14 protein-coding genes are annotated in these 17,702 nt (G+C 52.7%); 7 read left to right on the top strand and 7 right to left on the bottom strand.

Going from position 1 to position 17,702, the window contains the following annotated elements; genetic code table 11:
• Positions 1-36: 36 nt before the first annotated feature.
• A complete protein-coding gene (locus K7H08_RS04890) occupies positions 37-1,221 on the top strand; it encodes an EAL domain-containing response regulator (protein WP_231657335.1) in 1,185 nt (394 codons plus the stop codon).
• A gap of 6 nt (positions 1,222-1,227) precedes the next feature.
• Here K7H08_RS04890 and K7H08_RS04885 read toward each other — a convergent pair whose 3' ends face one another.
• On the bottom strand, positions 1,228-3,456 hold the full coding sequence (locus K7H08_RS04885; protein WP_231657334.1) for an ATP-binding protein: 2,229 nt from the start codon (positions 3,454-3,456) through the stop codon (positions 1,228-1,230).
• 53 nt (positions 3,457-3,509) lie between these two features.
• On the bottom strand, positions 3,510-4,022 hold the full coding sequence (locus K7H08_RS04880; RefSeq protein WP_231657333.1) for a hypothetical protein: 513 nt from the start codon (positions 4,020-4,022) through the stop codon (positions 3,510-3,512).
• A gap of 159 nt (positions 4,023-4,181) precedes the next feature.
• Between K7H08_RS04880 and K7H08_RS04875 the strand changes: the two genes are divergently transcribed.
• A complete protein-coding gene (locus K7H08_RS04875) occupies positions 4,182-4,922 on the top strand; it encodes a response regulator transcription factor (RefSeq protein ID WP_231657332.1) in 741 nt (246 codons plus the stop codon).
• A gap of 66 nt (positions 4,923-4,988) precedes the next feature.
• Here K7H08_RS04875 and arfA read toward each other — a convergent pair whose 3' ends face one another.
• From arfA to K7H08_RS04860, 3 genes are all read right to left on the bottom strand, one after another.
• On the bottom strand, positions 4,989-5,138 hold the full coding sequence (gene arfA, locus K7H08_RS04870; protein WP_084183661.1) for an alternative ribosome rescue factor ArfA: 150 nt from the start codon (positions 5,136-5,138) through the stop codon (positions 4,989-4,991).
• 162 nt (positions 5,139-5,300) lie between these two features.
• Positions 5,301-6,200, bottom strand: coding sequence for a uroporphyrinogen-III C-methyltransferase (gene cobA / locus K7H08_RS04865; RefSeq protein ID WP_231657331.1), 900 nt, complete (start codon positions 6,198-6,200; stop codon positions 5,301-5,303).
• On the bottom strand, positions 6,160-8,898 hold the full coding sequence (locus tag K7H08_RS04860; protein WP_231657330.1) for a nitrate reductase: 2,739 nt from the start codon (positions 8,896-8,898) through the stop codon (positions 6,160-6,162). The genes cobA and K7H08_RS04860 overlap by 41 nt, the downstream gene beginning before the upstream one ends.
• A 655-nt stretch (positions 8,899-9,553) precedes the next feature.
• On the opposite strand from K7H08_RS04860, the gene K7H08_RS04855 reads away from it, so the two are divergent.
• The 3 genes from K7H08_RS04855 (at position 9,554) to nirD (ending at position 13,873) form a co-directional block, all read left to right on the top strand.
• Positions 9,554-10,894 carry an NAD(P)/FAD-dependent oxidoreductase gene (locus K7H08_RS04855; protein ID WP_231657329.1) on the top strand — a complete coding sequence of 447 codons (1,341 nt, stop codon included), beginning with the start codon at positions 9,554-9,556 and terminating at the stop codon, positions 10,892-10,894.
• A complete protein-coding gene (gene nirB, locus K7H08_RS04850) occupies positions 10,895-13,402 on the top strand; it encodes a nitrite reductase large subunit NirB (protein ID WP_231657328.1) in 2,508 nt (835 codons plus the stop codon). It begins immediately after the preceding gene.
• An 81-nt stretch (positions 13,403-13,483) separates the two neighbouring features.
• A complete protein-coding gene (gene nirD, locus K7H08_RS04845; protein WP_198348528.1) occupies positions 13,484-13,873 on the top strand; it encodes a nitrite reductase small subunit NirD in 390 nt (129 codons plus the stop codon).
• A 23-nt stretch (positions 13,874-13,896) separates the two neighbouring features.
• Here nirD and K7H08_RS04840 read toward each other — a convergent pair whose 3' ends face one another.
• Entirely contained in the window at positions 13,897-14,784 is an 888-nt protein-coding gene (locus tag K7H08_RS04840; RefSeq protein ID WP_231657327.1) for a MurR/RpiR family transcriptional regulator, read from the bottom strand.
• Positions 14,785-14,972: 188 nt separating this feature from the next.
• On the opposite strand from K7H08_RS04840, the gene K7H08_RS04835 reads away from it, so the two are divergent.
• Positions 14,973-16,298 (top strand): aspartate aminotransferase family protein, encoded by a 1,326-nt coding sequence (locus tag K7H08_RS04835; protein ID WP_231657326.1) that lies wholly within the window; start codon positions 14,973-14,975, stop codon positions 16,296-16,298.
• Between the two features lie 32 nt (positions 16,299-16,330).
• Positions 16,331-16,888, top strand: coding sequence for a carboxymuconolactone decarboxylase family protein (locus tag K7H08_RS04830; RefSeq protein WP_231657325.1), 558 nt, complete (start codon positions 16,331-16,333; stop codon positions 16,886-16,888).
• 291 nt (positions 16,889-17,179) lie between these two features.
• Here K7H08_RS04830 and K7H08_RS04825 read toward each other — a convergent pair whose 3' ends face one another.
• Complete coding sequence (locus tag K7H08_RS04825; RefSeq protein WP_231657324.1) at positions 17,180-17,698, bottom strand: GNAT family N-acetyltransferase; 519 nt, start codon at positions 17,696-17,698, stop codon at positions 17,180-17,182.
• Positions 17,699-17,702 lie beyond the last annotated feature (4 nt).

The raw sequence follows: 17,702 nt of genomic DNA, 5'->3' as shown, positions 1-17,702 counted from the left end.
AAGCCGCCTGTGGCGCGAGTAATCAAAGGAAGATATATGCCATCTAGCGCGTTAGTCATTGATGACGATAGTGATGTGCAATTGCTGGGTAAAATGCTGCTCTGCAAGCATGGATACAACGTGGTGACAGCTGGCAGTTTAGGGGAACTGGCTCGACAGCCAGCATTATTAGAGGCCGAGTTGATCGTACTTGATTTTGGTCTGGGCGAATTTACCGGGCTTGATATTCTTGATTACCTCTACGATTTACGTTTGAACGCCGCCATTCTTTTGCTCAGCAGTTGCTCAGAAGAAACCGCAGATCATGCCATTGCCACTGGTAAGGCCAGAAGCCTCAGAATGCTGGGCTTTCTTCCAAAATCCCAGCTTCTTACTCATCTCACTCCGTTTCTTGAACAGTTAAAGGCGACACCTAAAGCACCAACTTGCGACGAGTTAGCGACTGCTATCAGCGCGAAACAACTCTGCTTAGCATTTCAACCGAAGAAAGACTTACAGAACGGCCAGGTTACTGGAGTAGAAGCACTAGTCCGCTGGGAGGATCCAAAGCGAGGCATGCTCTATCCAGATACTTTTATTCCATTAGCAGAAAAAAGTGGGCTAATGGGACCGCTGACTTGGTGCATTCTCGAACTCGCTTTTGAACAGCAGGAAAAGTGGCAAGCATTAGGCTGGAACCTGCAGGTAGCAATCAATGTACCTGCCGCTTTCCTTCAATCAGAGCACATGCTGGAGAAATTTGACAAGCTCACTCAACATCGAAAAAGTGCACTTCCTTATCTCACGCTGGAGCTTACTGAGTCTGTCGGCGTTGAGTGCCTGGGCTATGCACGCCATATTTTGGAGGCATTGCGCCAACGCGGATGCAAGCTCGCCTTGGATGATTTTGGAACCGGTTACTCATCACTTATTCAACTTCATCGGCTCCCATTTAACGAATTAAAAATCGATCGAAGCTTTGTATCACATATTGATCAAGACAGCCGCGCGCTGGCAATCACACTGTCGGTTGTCGACCTTGGAAAACAACTTGGCATGACAGTGGTCGCTGAAGGGATTGAGAATGCAGCTCAGCAAACACTGCTAGTGGAGGCGGGTTGCCCTGCTGGCCAAGGTTATTATATTTCCCGCCCTTTAACTGCACAGGCATTTAACCGCTGGATGAAAGAGGCCCTCGAACAACCGACACTGCGGAAGGAACCGGAAGAAAGAGTTCATTAGAAAAGGCTAGCAGGAAAGAGTTAACAAGCCAGCTGCGATTAAAGCTTGCTGAGATTTTTCGCGTAACGAGACCAATTCATCTATACATCTAGTCAGTTCCAAAGACTCTGCATTCAGAGCTATTTCTTCTAATTGCCCCGCCTTTTCCCCTATGGCAAGGCAGCCCAACGAAGCAGAGGCCCCCTTTAAGGAGTGGGCTTCTTCACGTAGTGCCTCTCTTTGCCCGTACTGATAGTGCCTAGTAAGCTTTTCCAGCCGCTCCTCAAAACGAGTAAAAAAGACTGTTAGTAACGTATTTAATGGAGCTGGTTCAAAAGCTTCCTTAAGTTCATTACAAATACACTGATCTAAAATATCCCTCTCCTTCAAACCGCTTTCATCTTCTTGATCGCTTAACATTAACGCTGGAGACGCTGCCTCTGTGATGATGTAACGGCTGATCGCCTGATACAGCTCTGATCGTGTAAAGGGTTTGGTAATCATACTATCCATGCCGCTTTCAATGCAGCGGTCACGGTGCTCAGCCATTACATTGGCTGTCATGGCAATGATTGGCAGTCGCGGCAAATTCTGTTCAGTTTCAAACTCACGCCAACGATTTGTGGTTTCGACACCATCTAAGATGGGCATTTGCATATCCATCAAGACTAAATCTAACTGTGCGGCATGTGCTTTTAAATATTCTAGGGCTGCGTAACCATTTTCCACTACTGTACTCCGCTGCCCTAGCTGCTCAAGCATGACATTGGCAACCATTTGATTAATCGGATTATCTTCGACAATAAGAATATGATGATCTTCGACTAATGCCAATCGAGGCTCGCTAGGCTGATAGAACTCCACGTTCTCGGCCCTGGGCATAGTAACCACAAACCAGAATCGACTCCCCAGACCTACTTCGCTGATCACACCAATCTCACCTTGCATCGCTTCCACTAATCGCTTGCAAATCGCCAGCCCTAAACCAGTGCCCTCATGCCGTCGAGCGATAGATGTGTCCACCTGAGAAAAGGCAGAAAATAATCGTTCATGATCGGCAGCAGCAATCCCACAGCCAGTATCATGTATCTCGACAAATAAACGGTCTTCCCCCCTAGGGGCAACATGGCATTTAACAAACCCTTCTTCAGTAAACTTGAGTGCATTATTGATCAAATTCATCATTACTTGGCGTAACCTAGCGACGTCCCCAACCACAAGCTGAGGTAACGCAGGATCAATTGAATAGCTGAAGGTCACGCTCTTATGATTATCCTGCAGCTGATAACCTACACACAGCTCTTCAATACACGCTTTCACATCAAATGCACGAGCATCGAGATCTAAATAGCCACTTTCAATCTTGGTATAATCAAGAATATCATTAATAACAGCGCGTAAACTTTCTGCACTACGTTTCAATGCTGATAAATATGTCTCTGCTTTCTCTCCCTCAACCTCATCGCTTAATAAGTCCGTCATACCTACCACACCATTTAATGGCGTACGTATTTCATGGCTCATTACTGCCATAAATTCTGATTTTGCTTGACTGGCTATTTCAGCTTGCTTCGCTGTCTCTTTAAGTTCACGACTTTTAACCTCTAAAGCCTGAGCTTTTCGCAAACTAGTTCTCCCCTCCCTAATCAATGCACGTACCAGCATCCCTCCCGAGAACATGAGTAACAATAGCAGCACCAACGCGAGGCCATAAAGTTGCATCATTTTTTCACGCTCAAGGGTTCGCACCCCTGCCACGCTGGCATTCGTTTCCAACAAAATACTGTTTGTTAAGCCCTGCAATATCAAAGTGTTAGCAAGCAATTCTACAATAACGGTAGCACTAATACTTTCAGGAGAATCCCGCTCCGGCGCTATCAGATTGTCCATCTCATTAATAATAAAGCTGGTTTTCTCGACTAAACTACCAACCCCCTCTATTTTTGAAACTGCGACACTAATTTCACCTTGTTGAAATAACATTTTACGACTATACAAAATTTCAAATCGAAGCAGTAAGTCTTCAACAGAAATATTGCCAACCTGTCTATCAACTAGCGCCAAATGAAACTCTCGAACCTCCCTATCAAACTGATAGCCTGCCCACACTAAATTTTCTAGCAATCTATTCTCAATGGCATGCTGACGCTGAAAAATAACCCCGCCAGTAATAATTGCTGAAAGAAAAAAAAGGATCGCTGAAAACGTAGCGACCCTAACACGGCGTGAAAAATAGTGTTTAAAAAACTTCAGCATAAGAGCTATCCGGCAATCCTGGTCTCGTAATATTCTCGTTTACTCTACCATTTTCATTCCACAACGACTCTTTTCACCTGCCATACAGAGCGAGTTAGGATCTCCTCACTCAGTAACGAGGGGGTTTCATCAAATGGATAGATGACAAACAGTGGACCATGATCTCGTACACGCAGCGCCTTACCATCTGCACTCATGGCAAAAATAACGTTATAGTCGTAAAAATCGCTAATCGGTATTGTTGACGCATAGTCATTCAACGCAACAACTCTCAGCTGTTCACCATTAGCGTCAACGGCTTCAAGGATGGCACGCCCTAGCGGACCTTCAAAACTCACTACACCGCTGTGCCATGGAGTGCTCGTCAATGTTGTGTGTTGATCCAGTGCCTCGAGCATCGATTTATCAAAATGCGCTTCATCACCAACATTGGTCATCGCAATGTTACCGCCAACTTCCAGCACCACAGGGCCTGTAGGTACGTCAAGCGCATGGGCTGTTGATGCTAAACTCAAGCAAACATAAGCCAAACCCCAACGTCGTTTTTTATTCAACTGGCTGATCATCTCCACCCTCCTCAACTGTGGAAATAGTATAGCTCTGCCACTTAAGCGTTAACTGTAAACCTTTGTGTCATCACCATCCCCTAAACTAGACTTAAGGTATGAATAATTACATTTAACGGTGTGAGATTTATCACACGATGAAATGGTAGGTAACGCGCTATGCATATCGGTGTGCTTGAGGACGACCTTGATCAGCAAGCTTTTATTGAACAGTGCCTTACTTCTGTCGAACATCAAGTGTCGCTGTTTAGTCGCGCAAGCGAATTGCGCCGAGCTACCCAAGAGAAACGTTTCGATTTTCTTATTGTTGATTGGCATCTGCCTGATGGCTGCGGAATGGATGTCGTAGGCCATCTCCGTCAAAATGATGGCTGGCGAGGCCCTATCCTTTTTATCACTGCAAGCCAAAACGAAGATGACGTCGTACAAGCACTTGAACAAGGCGCCGATGACTTCTTAGCCAAGCCGTTACGTCCAAGAGAATTAATTGCCCGCGTTATCGCACTTGGCCGTCGCGCAGGTTACGAGACTCCAAGACCAGCGATTACTTGCCCAGATATATTTTCTATTAATAAGGAAGAACATAGCATCAGTATCGCGGGGAGCTATGTGGCGCTGACTGAGCGGGAATACAGACTAGCAACCCTATTTTTTTCTAAAGTCGGCGAGCTGCTAACACGCGCCCATCTTTTGGAACTAGTGTGGGGGATTAAAGGTAGTGTCTCTACGCGCACGGTGGATACTCATGTCAGTCGACTACGCCGCAAGCTGGAATTGGATGGCCGCCATGGGCTTCGGCTGCGCAGCGTTTACCAGTCAGGCTATCGAATGGAAACGTCATCAACCTCCCCCTCATCAATACCTACTAAAAAAGCCGACCCAATAGGTCGGCCAAGCTGATGAGAGTTGCTCGGTAAAAAGGCCGAGCAATTAGATGCCTGGGGAAGGCATCGCCAAAACGCCTGCTCAAGCGGCTTGGCGATATCCTCGCCCGTCACTCTTACCTTTACGGGAGTAACTACCCTTACCTTTTTTCGGTGTTTGCTGCTGCATTTTGAACATAGGCGTTCGCAGCTGCGCTTTCAGTGCGTTATCGCGTATCTTGCCTTTTTTCACGGTGTACTCCTCAGTCTTTGAAAAAAACAGTCTTTGAAAAAACAGACATGAACAAACGCTTGTCTGGCAGCGCAGTAGTTTGTCCTGCCCCTACTGTTGCCGCCATTCCTATTGGTTTCGCCGCTTCTATGACCAAATGAGATTGATCAAGTTCCCAATGCCTTACGATGACGTTTGATCACCATAAGTGGCTAACGTGCTCGCGGCAGGGCTTTCCGCCACCATGCTCACCACGCTGCCCACCATAATCAAGCACGGTGAGGGTAACGGTTGAGCAGCGAGTCGCGCGGGCATATCCGCCAACGTGCCCACCAACGATTGCTGTTCGGGCTGGCTAGCATTGGCCACCAACATAATGGGCCACGTATCGGGCAGACCCGCTTGGCGTAGGCCGTGGCAGATGGCGTCTACTTTGGAAAGCCCCATATAGAACACTAGGGTTTCATCCTGACGGGCAAGGGTTGCCCAGTCCGGCGTGCCACCCTCCCGGCACAGTTGCGCCGTAATAAAGCGCAACTGTTGGGCATGGCCACGATCTGTTAGTGGAATCCCCATCCCCGAAGCGGCCGCCGAGGCAGCGGTAATGCCTGGCACTATTTCAGCAGATATTGAGGCATTCGCTAGCGCCCCCAGTTCTTCACCCATACGCCCAAATACGCCTGGGTCGCCACCTTTCAAACGCACAACCGACTTACCCGCCTGGGCAAGCGAGACGATCAGCGCGCCTATCTCATCTTGAGGCACGCTATGATGCCCGCTTGCTTTTCCCACGTAATAGCGTTCGGTGCCTGACGGTATCAGCCCCAGCACATCGTCACCCACTAAGCGGTCATAGACTACCGCATCGGCCTGCATTAACAGACGCGCTGCTTTCAAGGTGAGCAGTTCCATATCTCCACTGCCTGCACCGACTAAATACACTGTCCCAGAACGGCATTCGCCGCTAAGCGGAAGGCTTAAGCGCGTGGCTGATTCGCGGCCAAAGGGCGCTAACACCCGCTGGCTGAGGCGCATAAAGACCTCAAGCCATTTCTGGGTGAGTTGTTTGCTTAGCGCACGCATTTGGACGCTCCTCTTCAAGTAATGATTTTAATTCTGGAATACAGCTGCCGCACTGAGTGCCGCAAGCCAGTCGGGCGCCGAGGGCTTCAACACTGATATCGCCCCCACGAATTGCCTTAATGATAGTGGTTTGTCCTACTTGATGACAGCTACACACAACGGGGCCCGCATCTACCGCACCATCATCGCAACCTGCCAGTAGCCGTTGGCGATGGTGAAGGTCTAGCGTCGCGTCGTTAAAGCGCGCCTCAAGCCAAGCAAACCCCGGTAATTCTTGCGGTGGCCCTACCATTAGCCACCAGCGTAACTGGCCATTCACTATTCCTGCTGCGCGCAGTCTGCCGCTACCACTATCTTCGCACCACAGCGACGCGGGTACATCGAGCCAAGCCTCCACCGTTGCCAACCAATCGCTGACCGGTGCCCTATCAGCGAGCTGCCAGCGCTCGCAGTTACCCATAGGAATACGCGACCAATAAGTGTTTTCACACCAACTGGGGGTATCCGTACTGGTTTGGTCGTTGGCCACCAGTAGCGTTGCTTGCCAATCAATGGACAAATTCGTTAATGCTACCGCCCCTTGCTTGGTTTCTGGCTGGCCAGACACAGGGTCGGTATAGCCAGTGATCAGTGCGCCGCTTCGGCCCTGCTTGGTGAAGCAGTCGGTCCAGTGCATGGGCACAAACACTTCCCCTTGCCGTTGGGCGTTTGAAATACGTACTCGCCCACGGTACTCACCTTCAACTGCCGTCAGCATCGCAAGCCCTTGGTCAGCTACGCCCGCGTTGGCCGCATCCACAGGGTGCAGTTCAATAAACGGCTCTGCCCGATGATTCATCAGCCGCGGTGCTCTGGCGGTGCGGGTCATGGTGTGCCATTGATCGCGCACTCGCCCAGTATTCAGTCGCAGCGGATAGGTCGAACTGAGCGCCTGTTCTGGCAACCGTGGCGTAATCGGCAATAGTTTGGCTCGGCCATTGGCCGTGGCAAACACACCCTCTTCAAACAACCTTGACGTGCCCCGAGGCGCAGATTGATTAACCGGCCACTGAATCGGCGAGAGCGCATCATAAGCGGCCTGCCCTTTGCCTGCCAGTCCCGAAATATCAAACAACCGCTTGCTCGTGCCACAGTTTTCAAAACCGGAGAGCCGTGCGTGCTCGTCGAAAATTTCCCATGGATGGGAGTAGCTAAACGCTTCAGCAAACCCCAAGCGTTTAGCAACTTCGCAGATAATCCACCAGTCGTGTTGAGCTTCACCAGGCGGTGTCAGCATGCCGCGCTGGCGGGAGATTCGTCGTTCAGAATTGGTGACCGTCCCATCCTTTTCCGACCAACCTGACGCGGGTAGCACAATATCGGCATAGGGCAGCAGATCAGTGTTAGCAACGCATTCCGATACAATTACCAGCGGACACGCTGCCAACGCGCGGCGTACCTTTGCGCCATCCGGCAGGCTAACGGCGGGGTTGGTTGCCATTACCCACAGCGCCGTAATCTCACCACGGTCAATGGCATCAAACAGTTCAATCGCTTTATGGCCGGGGGCATCTGGCAGCGTAGGAATTAAATGTTCAGTGGCCCAAAAGCGGCTGACCAGATCAAGCGCACCGGGGGTATGGTAGTCCATATGCGCCGCCAGTTGATTGGCAAGCCCACCCACTTCTCTCCCGCCCATAGCATTAGGCTGGCCAGTGATTGAAAATGGCCCAGCCCCCGGCAGGCCAAGTTTACCGCCTGCCAAGTGGCAATTAATGATGGCATTGCACTTATCGGTGCCGCTGGTGGATTGATTAACCCCTTGAGAATAGAGCGTGACAACATGCAGCTGGCTGGCAAACCAGTAGTAAAAGGTTTCTAAGCGCTCCGGATCGACGTCACAGGCTATTGCGATATCATTCACGCTGCTGGCACTCTGCTGAGCAGCGTTTAATGCCTCGCTAAACCCTTCGGTATGCCGTTTAAGGTAGAGGCTGTCCAGTCGATGGTGTGCTGACATCCACGCCAGCAGCCCGTTGAACAGATAAGCATCGCTGCCCGGTCGAATACCAAGATAAAGATCGGCAATTTCACAGCTATCGGTCACCCTAGGGTCGATGACCACCACACGCATCAATGGGTTGCGCTCTTTGGCAACTTTCAGGCGCTGATAAAGCACCGGATGATTCCAGGCCAGATTAGAGCCGACCAACACTACCAATTCCGCTTCTTCCAAATCTTCATAGCTACAGGGCACCGCGTCGGCGCCAAAAGCGCGCTTGTAGCCCGCCACCGCTGACGCCATACACAGCCGCGAATTGGTATCCAGATGCGGCGTGCCTAAAAAGCCCTTAAACAGCTTATTTGCCACATAGTAATCTTCCGTTAACAGCTGTCCCGAAAGATACGCGGCAACCGTATGATTGCCATGCGCGTTACGCTGCGCCTGTAAACGCCGTGCCGTTTCGGCTAACGCCTGCTCCCAGGAAACGTCTTTTCCATCCACCCTAGGGTGTTGCAAGCGGTCATTCGCGCCCAGTGTTTCATGCAGCGCCGTGCCTTTAACACACAAGCGCCCGTAGTTAGCAGGATGTTCACGATCTCCTTCCACAGCGATGACGTTGCCACTGTCTATCGTTGCTTTCACTCCGCAGCCAACGCCGCAGTAGGGACACGTGGTGCGGATATCGCCTTCAGCGAGCCGATTAGGCTTTGGCATTGCGTTTTCCTCCGGCGTTAAAAAGCAAAAAGCGCCCAAGCGAGCTTCTCAAAAGAAGCCTGCCTGGACGCCGTTGTCACAGGGGCACCCACTTTGGTGCCATACTCATCAGTGGTTTGCTGCAGTTAGTGTTGTTCGTTGCTATTTGTCATTGTGTTTTATTTGGCTAATACACTGCAATGAGCCGTTATTACTTGTTATCAACATTACTGCAATCAATAAGCCCAACTCCCTACAAAAAACAAAATAACATTCAAAAACAAAATCTTATAAAAATAACCAAATCATTTGATAGCACATTCAACCCCCGCTGTTTGCCCACTAGCGTTCTATGACCGTGCGCAGCACTCGCCAAACGCACCAATAGTGTGCGCTTACTTATTTACTCAGGCGAGAGCTTGTGGGCACATCAAAAAACCAAGCAACTGATTAGAAAGAATTAATTCATATCAAGGGAGTAGCTGGCTAATTTTTTGCTGCGTATTAAGCATATGAGACAACTCGGCAGCCAACGGCGGTTGCACAGCGTGCTCATCGACGTGACTTAACGACGCTAACGGGCAACGACGCCCCTGACACACCTTTCTTAACGAAGGGCAGTGTCAGGGGCGTTTTTTTATTGCTCGACACACATGCTGAATGCAAGGAGCCACCTATGGAAACCGCTTCCCGGTGCGCATCTATCGACCACCTAATTATCATTGGCAATGGCATGGCCAGCCATCGCCTAATTGAAGCGCTGGTGCGCCATCCACGGCGCCCAACGTGTATCACCGTTATTGGTGAAGAGCCTGTACCTGCCTATAACCGAATACTGCTTTCCCCCTTATTGGCGGGTGAGCTCGCCACCGATGCGCTTACTTTCCGTGACCAAGCATGGTACGCCGAACAGGGCATTACCCTGCTTCTCGACGAAAAAGTAGTAACGATTGATCGCGACAACTGCCGTATTACTACGGAGAGCGACCGCTGCCTGGATTACGATCACTTAGTGATCGCGACGGGTTCACGACCAACGATACCCAGCGTTTCCGGCATTGAGCTAGCCGGCGTCCATAGCTTTCGCGACTTGAAAGACGCCACCGCCCTAGAAGCCATCGCCCAACGTGGCGGCAATGCGGTTGTTATCGGCGGCGGCCTGCTGGGTCTTGAAGCGGCTGAAGGACTGCGTAAACGCGGCAGTGACATCAAGGTGAGCGTGCTCCAGCGCAGCGAGCGGCTGATGAACCGCCAGTTGGATGAAACCGCCGCCTGCCTGCTCGAAAACACCCTGAGCCAGCGCGGCATCCATATCGCAACAAACGCTTCGCTTGCTGTGCTGGAAGATAACGGCCACGGACACGTCCAGGCGGTCATGCTGAGCGATGGCCGCCGTTTACCCGCCGATAGTGTGATTGTCGCGGCGGGCATTACGCCCAATGTGGAGCTGGGGCAGCAGGCGGGGCTTCGCTGCGAACGTGCCATTGTGGTTGACGCGCACCTGACCACGTCTGACCCGCATATCGCAGCCCTGGGCGAATGCTGCCAATTTGATCAGCACACCTATGGGCTAGTGGAGCCGATTTGGCGTCAGGTTGACGTGTTGGCAGCCGTGCTGTGCGGCGAAACAACCGATGGTTATCAAGAAGTCACCACTGCTACCAAATTGAAAGTCAGCGGTGTAGCACTCTACGCCTTTGGCCCCACCGAGGCCAGCGCCGAGCATGAAGTGCTGAATTATCACGACCTTGAGCGCGGCGACTACCGCCGCCTGCTACTGCGCAACGGCCAGATAGAAGGCGCGGTGCTTTACGGCGACACCAGCCAAGGCCCCTGGTACTTCGAGCAGGCGCTCGCGGGCACCGATCTCAACGCTTACCGCCAAGCCTTGTTGTTTGGTGCCGCTGATGTCGATGTGCTACGCGAAGCATCTCAACACAGCCCTGATTCTTCTGAGCTCTCTTCAAAACACTCTTCTTCAAAACACTCTTCTCATACAACGTCGGAGGCGGCTTAAATGTTTACCCAACAGCAGCTTATTATTATTGGTAATGGCATGGTCGGCCACCACCTGGTCGAGCAGCTCGTCGATAACGGCGCCCTTGAGCGCTATCAGGTCACCGTGTTTGGCGAAGAGCGCCACCGCGCTTATGACCGTGTACATCTGTCTGAATACTTCAGCGGCCGCGATGCCGATTCGCTCGCGCTTTGCGAAGCGGATTACTACGCCACCAGCGGCGTGGAGCTGCGCACTGGCAAGGCTGTGATTGAGATCGACCGCAACTCACAAGAGGTGGTCACCGAACAAGGCCGTTACCCTTACGACCGCCTGGTGCTAGCCACCGGCTCGTTCCCCTTTGTGCCGCCGATTCCCGGTAACGACCGCGATGGTTGTTTGGTGTACCGCACCTTGGACGACCTAGACGCCATTCAGGCTGCCGCCCAAAACGCCACCACAGGTGTGGTGGTTGGCGGCGGCCTGCTGGGCTTGGAAGCAGCAAATGCCCTGCGCGGCCTGAACCTGGATACCGCCGTTGTAGAGTTCGCAGCACGCTTAATGCCGATGCAGGTGGATAACGAAGGCGGTGAGCTACTGCGGGAAAAAATTGCAGCCCTTGGGGTACAGGTGCTCACCGAGCGCGCCACCCAGCGTATTGAAGATGGCGAGGCGAGCCGCCATCGCATGGTTTTCCAAGACGACAAAGTACTGGAAACCGACCTGATTGTGTTCTCAGCCGGTATTCGCCCCCGCGACCAGTTGGCCCGTGACTGCGGCCTGGAAATTGGTGAGCGCGGCGGCGTGGTAGTGGATAACCAGTGCCTCACCAGCGACCCGGCCATTCTGGCGATTGGTGAAGTGGCGCTGTGGAACCAGAGTATTTTTGGCCTAGTCGCCCCCGGTTATCAAATGGCCAAAGCAGCATTTTCGACGCTAACCGAAGGCGATACCCAGTTTGGCGGCGCGGATATGAGCACCAAGCTCAAGCTGCTGGGCGTGGATGTGGGCTCGATAGGTGACGCCTATGGCAATCAAAACCCCGGCGCGCGCATGTTTCGCTACTTAGACCCGATCAAGCAGGAGTATCGCAAGCTGGTGGTCTCCAGCGACGGTAAAAAGCTGCTCGGCGCCATGCTAGTGGGCAATAACAGCGTTTACGACACGCTGCTGCAGTACTACTCCAACGGCATTGAGTTGCCCGACGAGCCCGCCTCATTGATTCTGCCCCAAAGCAGCGGCGCCGCACCCACTCTCGGCCCCGGTGCGCTGCCGGAAACCGCCTCCATCTGCTCTTGTCACAACGTCACTAAAGGCGATATTTGCGCCACTATTGATGCGGGCGCGGTGGATCTAGGCGGTGTCAAAGCGACTACCAAAGCCAGCACCGGCTGCGGCGGCTGCACCGCGCTGCTCAAAAGCGTGGTTGACCATGAGCTAGAAGCCCGCGGCGTAGAGGTTGATAAATCGATTTGCGAGCACTTCGCCCATACCCGCCAGGAGCTTTACGATATTGTGCGCGTGGAAGACATCAAAACCTTCAGCGAATTAATCGCAAAGCACGGCAATCAAGACACCCACTGCCTGGGCTGCGACATCTGCAAGCCCGCGGTGGCGTCTATTCTGGCCTCCTGCTTCAATGAGCCGATCACCGACGCGGCGCATATTCCTCTGCAGGACACCAACGACACCTTTATGGCCAACATGCAGAAAAATGGCACTTACTCGGTGGTGCCGCGTGTGGCCGGTGGCGAGATCACCCCAGACAAACTCATCGTGCTGGGCGAAGTGGCCAAAAAATACAGCCTCTACTCGAAGGTTACTGGCGGCCAGCGCATCGACCTGTTCGGCGCCCGCCTGGAAGACCTGCCAGATATCTGGGGCGAACTGATTGCCGCAGGCTTCGAGACCGGACACGCCTACGGTAAATCGCTACGCACGGTGAAATCCTGCGTGGGCAGCACCTGGTGCCGCTACGGCGTGCAGGACAGCGTCGGCATGGCGATTCAACTGGAGAATCGCTACAAGGGCCTGCGTTCGCCCCACAAGATCAAGTTTGGCGTTTCCGGCTGCACCCGCGAGTGCGCCGAAGCCCAGAGTAAAGACATCGGCATTATTGCCACCGAAAACGGCTGGAACCTCTACGTGTGCGGTAACGGTGGCATGCGCCCTCGCCACGCTGAACTGTTCGCCACTGACCTGGACGACGATCATCTCTACCGCACCATTGACCGCTTCTTGATGTTTTACGTGCGCACTGCCGACCGTTTACAGCGCACCTCGGTGTGGCGCGAAAACCTCGACGGCGGCCTGGAGTACCTAAAAGAGGTGATTCTGGAAGACAGCTTAGGCATCAACGACGAGCTGGAGCGCCAGATGCAAAGCGTGGTGGATACCTACCAGTGCGAATGGGCCGACGCCATCAGCGACCCAGACAAACTCAAGCGCTTCCGCAGCTTTGTCAACGACGACCGCCCTGATCCGTCAATCATCATGACCTCCGAGCGTGGCCAGCTACGTCCCGCTTAAACACTAATGCCCTGCTTAAACACTAATGCCCTGCTTAAACACTACATAATCGCAAACCAGACAACGTTAATGAGGTAACTGATGACCGCGACCGCACTCAAGCACACCGTAAGCACCGACACCTGGCAGCCGCTCTGCACTAAAGCTGACTTAGTGGCATTTTCCGGCGTCGCTGCTTGGTTGAACACGTCAGAAGGCCCAGCCCAAGTGGCCATTTTCTACTTACCGAGGCAGCGCTCCCAAGGACAGGAGAAAGAACTCTACGCCCTTGACCACTTTGATCCGTTTTCTAACGCTAACGTCATTGCCCGCGGCATTATCGGTGATGTAAAAGGCAGCTCGGTGGTTGCCTCGCCACTCTATAAGCAGCACTTTCGCCTTGAAGATGGTCAATGCTTAGAGGATGAGAACATCAAGCTGCGTACCTGGAAAGTCGCGTTTAGGGGCGAGGAGGTATGGGTGGAGGGATAACTGACAGCGACTTTACGATGACGTCACTCCCGTCGAGGAATAGCGCTCGCGTAGGTATTCAGGCTCAAAAAATGCTCATCTGCCCGCTGCAACGCATCGAGTGCCTGTGACCGATCATCTTCTGCCAATAAGGTGCACAGTACTTCGGAGATGGCTAAGGCGGGCGTTAACGTGTGGAAGAAGCTGTCGCTTTCCGTGGGGCAAAAAATCGTCTGATCTGACAGCCCTACCAGTGGCGATACTTCACTATCGGTGATCGACAGAATCGTCAGCCCCTTGTCTTTTGCCAACTGCGTCAGTTCCAGTGTCGCTACTGCGTAAGGTTTGACGGAAACAACCAGCAAGGCATCTTCAGGGGTGGCACGAATTAGCGCATCACCGCCGGTTCCCGCCGGCCCATCTAGGTGGACCGAGCGGTCCCCCAGCAGTGACATAACGTAATGGAAATGCCACGCCACGGAGTGGCATGAGCGCAAGCCTAGCACATACACTTTTCTCGCCGATTTCAGCGTGTTAGCGATGGCTTCCAACCGTTGCAGTGAGTCAGCCTCACAGAGCCGGGTAATCTGAGCACTCAGCCCATGCAGCATATGCGCGGCGATATTGCCGTTGGCCGAGGCTCTAGCACCCTCGTTTCGCTGGCGAGCCTTGGCGGCAAAGCCATCACTTCCCCGCCGCAGCGCTGCCACATAGTGCTCGCGGATATCATCATATCCTTGCTTGCCCAGGAACTTTGCAAGCCGTGTCATGGTGGCAGGCTGCACCCCCGCATGGCGCGCCAGCTCGCGCATAGAAACCAGTGCCACCTCATCCGGGTGTTCCAGCACGTAGCGGGCAGCCTGCTGAAGCTGCGGCGACATAGCATCGTACTGGGCGATAATCTGTTCCCTTAAAGGGTCGCGCTGCGGCATGCGTGTTGCCTCTTATACGGCTTGTTAAAACGGCAGCCGATTTAAACGTTACTGTTGTAAAAAAACAATGATCTACATGTTTTAACATCAAACATAATGATTCAATTGTTGCATTTGTTAATGAGATTGTGCCAATCTCCTCATCATGGCGTGCTCACATCGCTTGGTGACCATAAGGAACAGCTTCCATGACTCGTATTCTTCATCGCAGTATCGGCCCAACACTCCCCCATGCCGCGTCGGCGCAAGGCGTCTACATTACAGACACCACTGGGCGCCGATATCTAGATGCCTCAGGAGGCGCTGCGGTCACCAGTGTGGGGCACGCCCATCCGGAAGTACTGGCGGCGATGCGCGCTCAAATTGATAACCTCTGCTACGCACACACCTCGTTTTTCACCACCGACGCTGCCGAAGCGCTTGCTGAAAAACTCGTCAATTTGGCACCTGAAGGATTGAATTACGTCTACCTCGTGTCAGGCGGATCAGAGGCCGTTGAAGCGGCGCTGAAGATGGCACGGCAGTACTTCGTGGAAATTGGCGCCCCCCAGCGCAGGCACATCATTGCCAGGCGTCAGAGTTACCACGGCAACACAATTGGTGCGTTGGCAACCGGTGGCAATGCGATGCGGCGTAAGCAGTTTCAGCCCATCCTGCCAGAAACTCATCATGTCTCCCCCTGCTACGCCTATCGTGAAAAAGGCGCCGATGAACCGCCAGAGGCTTACGCTATTCGGCTTGCCGACGAACTCGAGGCAAAGATTCTCGAACTCGGCCCTGAAGAAGTCATGGCGTTCGTTGCCGAGCCCGTTGTAGGCGCCACCCTTGGCGCTGTCGCCTCTGTCGCGGATTACTTTAAACGTGTACGTGCGGTTTGCGACAAATATGGCGTACTACTGATCCTCGACGAAGTGATGTGCGGCATGGGTCGCACCGGCACGGTCTTCGCCTGCGAGCAAGACGACGTCATACCGGACATCGTCACAATAGCCAAAGGCTTGGGCGGGGGTTATCAGCCGATCGGCGCAGTGATGCTGTCCGACAAAATTTACGACAGCTTTGCCAACGGCTCTGGGCTGTTCCAGCACGGGCATACTTACATCGGCCACCCTGTTGCCGCGGCAACTGCTAACAAAGTGGTTGAAATCATTGCGCGCCCCGAGACACTTGCCAATGTAAACGCCATGGGCGCGAGATTACAAAGCGGTTTGGAAGACATTCTCGGTGCATCCCCTTATGTCGGCGACATCCGGGGAAGAGGGCTGTTTCGCGGTATCGAGCTGGTGGCGGACCGGGACACTAAAACACCTTTCGATCCGAGCCGAAAAATTCACGCCAAGATTAAGCGACAAGCCATGGCACGTGGGCTAATCAGCTATCCTATGGGCGGCACGATTGATGGTATTCACGGTGATCATATCCTGCTGGCACCGCCCTATGTTATTGAAGCCGATGATGTCGACCTAATCATTGAGCGCATTACCGACGCCATCAACGCCGCCATCGCCGAGTGATGTCACGCACCCTATCTGAATGGAGCTCACCCATGACGCCCTCTTCTCCCTGCCCGCCTATTGCTGATGCCGATTGGCCAAACGAGATCGCTGAATTACGCGAAGACTTTGCCGGTGCTCTCAATGTCTATCGCACCATGGCTCATCACCCGGCTTTACTCAACGCCTGGGCACCTTTACGCCAGCATGTTGTTAAGGAAAATGCCTTAGGGTCAGAATTAACCGAGGTGGTGATTCTACGCGCTGGCCTGCGCATGGGGTCACGTTACGAGTGGGCTCACCACGTTAGCCGGGCGCTCGCTCTCGGGTTCACCACGGCTCGAATTGAAGCCATTAGAACTCGCCCCGAAGGCGTTGATGGTCTTATCGTCGACGCTGTGGATGCATTGTTTGACCAGCGAATGCTGTCCCCTGAGCAAGAAGCAGAACTCGCAGATGCTATCGGGCGCAAGGCCGTTATCGACCTAATTGCTATGGTGGGGTTTTATTCGGTATTGGGCTATCTGCTCAAGACTTACGACACGCCGGTCGACGACAACATTCAACAAGAAGCGCAAAAAATGCCAACGCTATTTTCATTAACTTCGTAGACATGCCTGTCCCTGGTGCAGGCTTCAACCTATCCCAGGGCAGACCATTAAGTACTTATGCATACGTTTGCGAGGATTCAGGTCTCATTAAATCAGTGACTGCCCATGATCAGTGCCCGCTTAATTTTATTCAGGCACTCAAGGCTCATCATCTAATGTAGGAGGCCGCTTTTAGCGGGCGATGGCGGCGTAGCCGCCCTTGCTATAACTAGGTAAATCAGTTGAATCATCGTCGAAGTGTCGAACCAAAGCTAAAGTCCTATCTCACAACAATACATTTGTTTCTAAACACTACACATCTGTTTTTTGCATCACCACACAGTCAAGCTTCCGCCCCGCTACTACCGAATACTCAGGTAGCTTTTCCATTACTTCGAACCCAGCTTTTTTCAGTACCCGCTGTGAAGCGTGATTGTCTAAAGAAACAGTCGCCGTAAGCGTATTAATTTGGTAAACGCAACGAGCTTCGCTAATCAGATGGTTCAGCGCCTTTTGCGCCAACCCATTACCACACGCATGTTGGGCTATCCGATACCCCACCTTAGCGTAACCATTTTCTATTTCACGTAGGTTGGCGCGCCCAACTATCGCACCTCGATGTTGGATAATAAGCGGTCTCATACGTCCTTGGGCATTTAACGCCAAGTACTCATGAATATGCTGGCTAATACCTTCCGGCGTGTAGAAGTGCTCCGCTCTGGCCTCTATATGCTGCTCAAACCAGTCACGTTCAGTGGCTTCGAACAACAATAGTTCGGCGGCATCTTCCGGAGCAATTTGTCTGAAGGAAAAAGCATCAGCATGGCGCATAAGC

It is taken from the genome of Halomonas sp. IOP_6, assembly GCF_021151565.1.
Classification (GTDB): Bacteria; Pseudomonadota; Gammaproteobacteria; order Pseudomonadales; family Halomonadaceae; genus Vreelandella; species Vreelandella alkaliphila.
The sequence above is the reverse complement of the archived record's forward strand: the minus strand, read 5'-3'. Positions and strand labels throughout refer to the sequence as shown.

Coding starts and splice junctions, on each gene's coding strand:
- K7H08_RS04890 (WP_231657335.1), top strand. CDS start 37: ATGCCATCTAGCGCGTTAGTCATTGATGACGATAGTGATGTGCAATTG.
- K7H08_RS04885 (WP_231657334.1), bottom strand. CDS start 3,456: ATGCTGAAGTTTTTTAAACACTATTTTTCACGCCGTGTTAGGGTCGCT.
- K7H08_RS04880 (WP_231657333.1), bottom strand. CDS start 4,022: ATGATCAGCCAGTTGAATAAAAAACGACGTTGGGGTTTGGCTTATGTT.
- K7H08_RS04875 (WP_231657332.1), top strand. CDS start 4,182: ATGCATATCGGTGTGCTTGAGGACGACCTTGATCAGCAAGCTTTTATT.
- cobA (WP_231657331.1), bottom strand. CDS start 6,200: ATGCGTGCGCTAAGCAAACAACTCACCCAGAAATGGCTTGAGGTCTTT.
- K7H08_RS04860 (WP_231657330.1), bottom strand. CDS start 8,898: ATGCCAAAGCCTAATCGGCTCGCTGAAGGCGATATCCGCACCACGTGT.
- K7H08_RS04855 (WP_231657329.1), top strand. CDS start 9,554: ATGGAAACCGCTTCCCGGTGCGCATCTATCGACCACCTAATTATCATT.
- nirB (WP_231657328.1), top strand. CDS start 10,895: ATGTTTACCCAACAGCAGCTTATTATTATTGGTAATGGCATGGTCGGC.
- nirD (WP_198348528.1), top strand. CDS start 13,484: ATGACCGCGACCGCACTCAAGCACACCGTAAGCACCGACACCTGGCAG.
- K7H08_RS04840 (WP_231657327.1), bottom strand. CDS start 14,784: ATGCCGCAGCGCGACCCTTTAAGGGAACAGATTATCGCCCAGTACGAT.
- K7H08_RS04835 (WP_231657326.1), top strand. CDS start 14,973: ATGACTCGTATTCTTCATCGCAGTATCGGCCCAACACTCCCCCATGCC.
- K7H08_RS04830 (WP_231657325.1), top strand. CDS start 16,331: ATGACGCCCTCTTCTCCCTGCCCGCCTATTGCTGATGCCGATTGGCCA.
- K7H08_RS04825 (WP_231657324.1), bottom strand. CDS start 17,698: ATGCGCCATGCTGATGCTTTTTCCTTCAGACAAATTGCTCCGGAAGAT.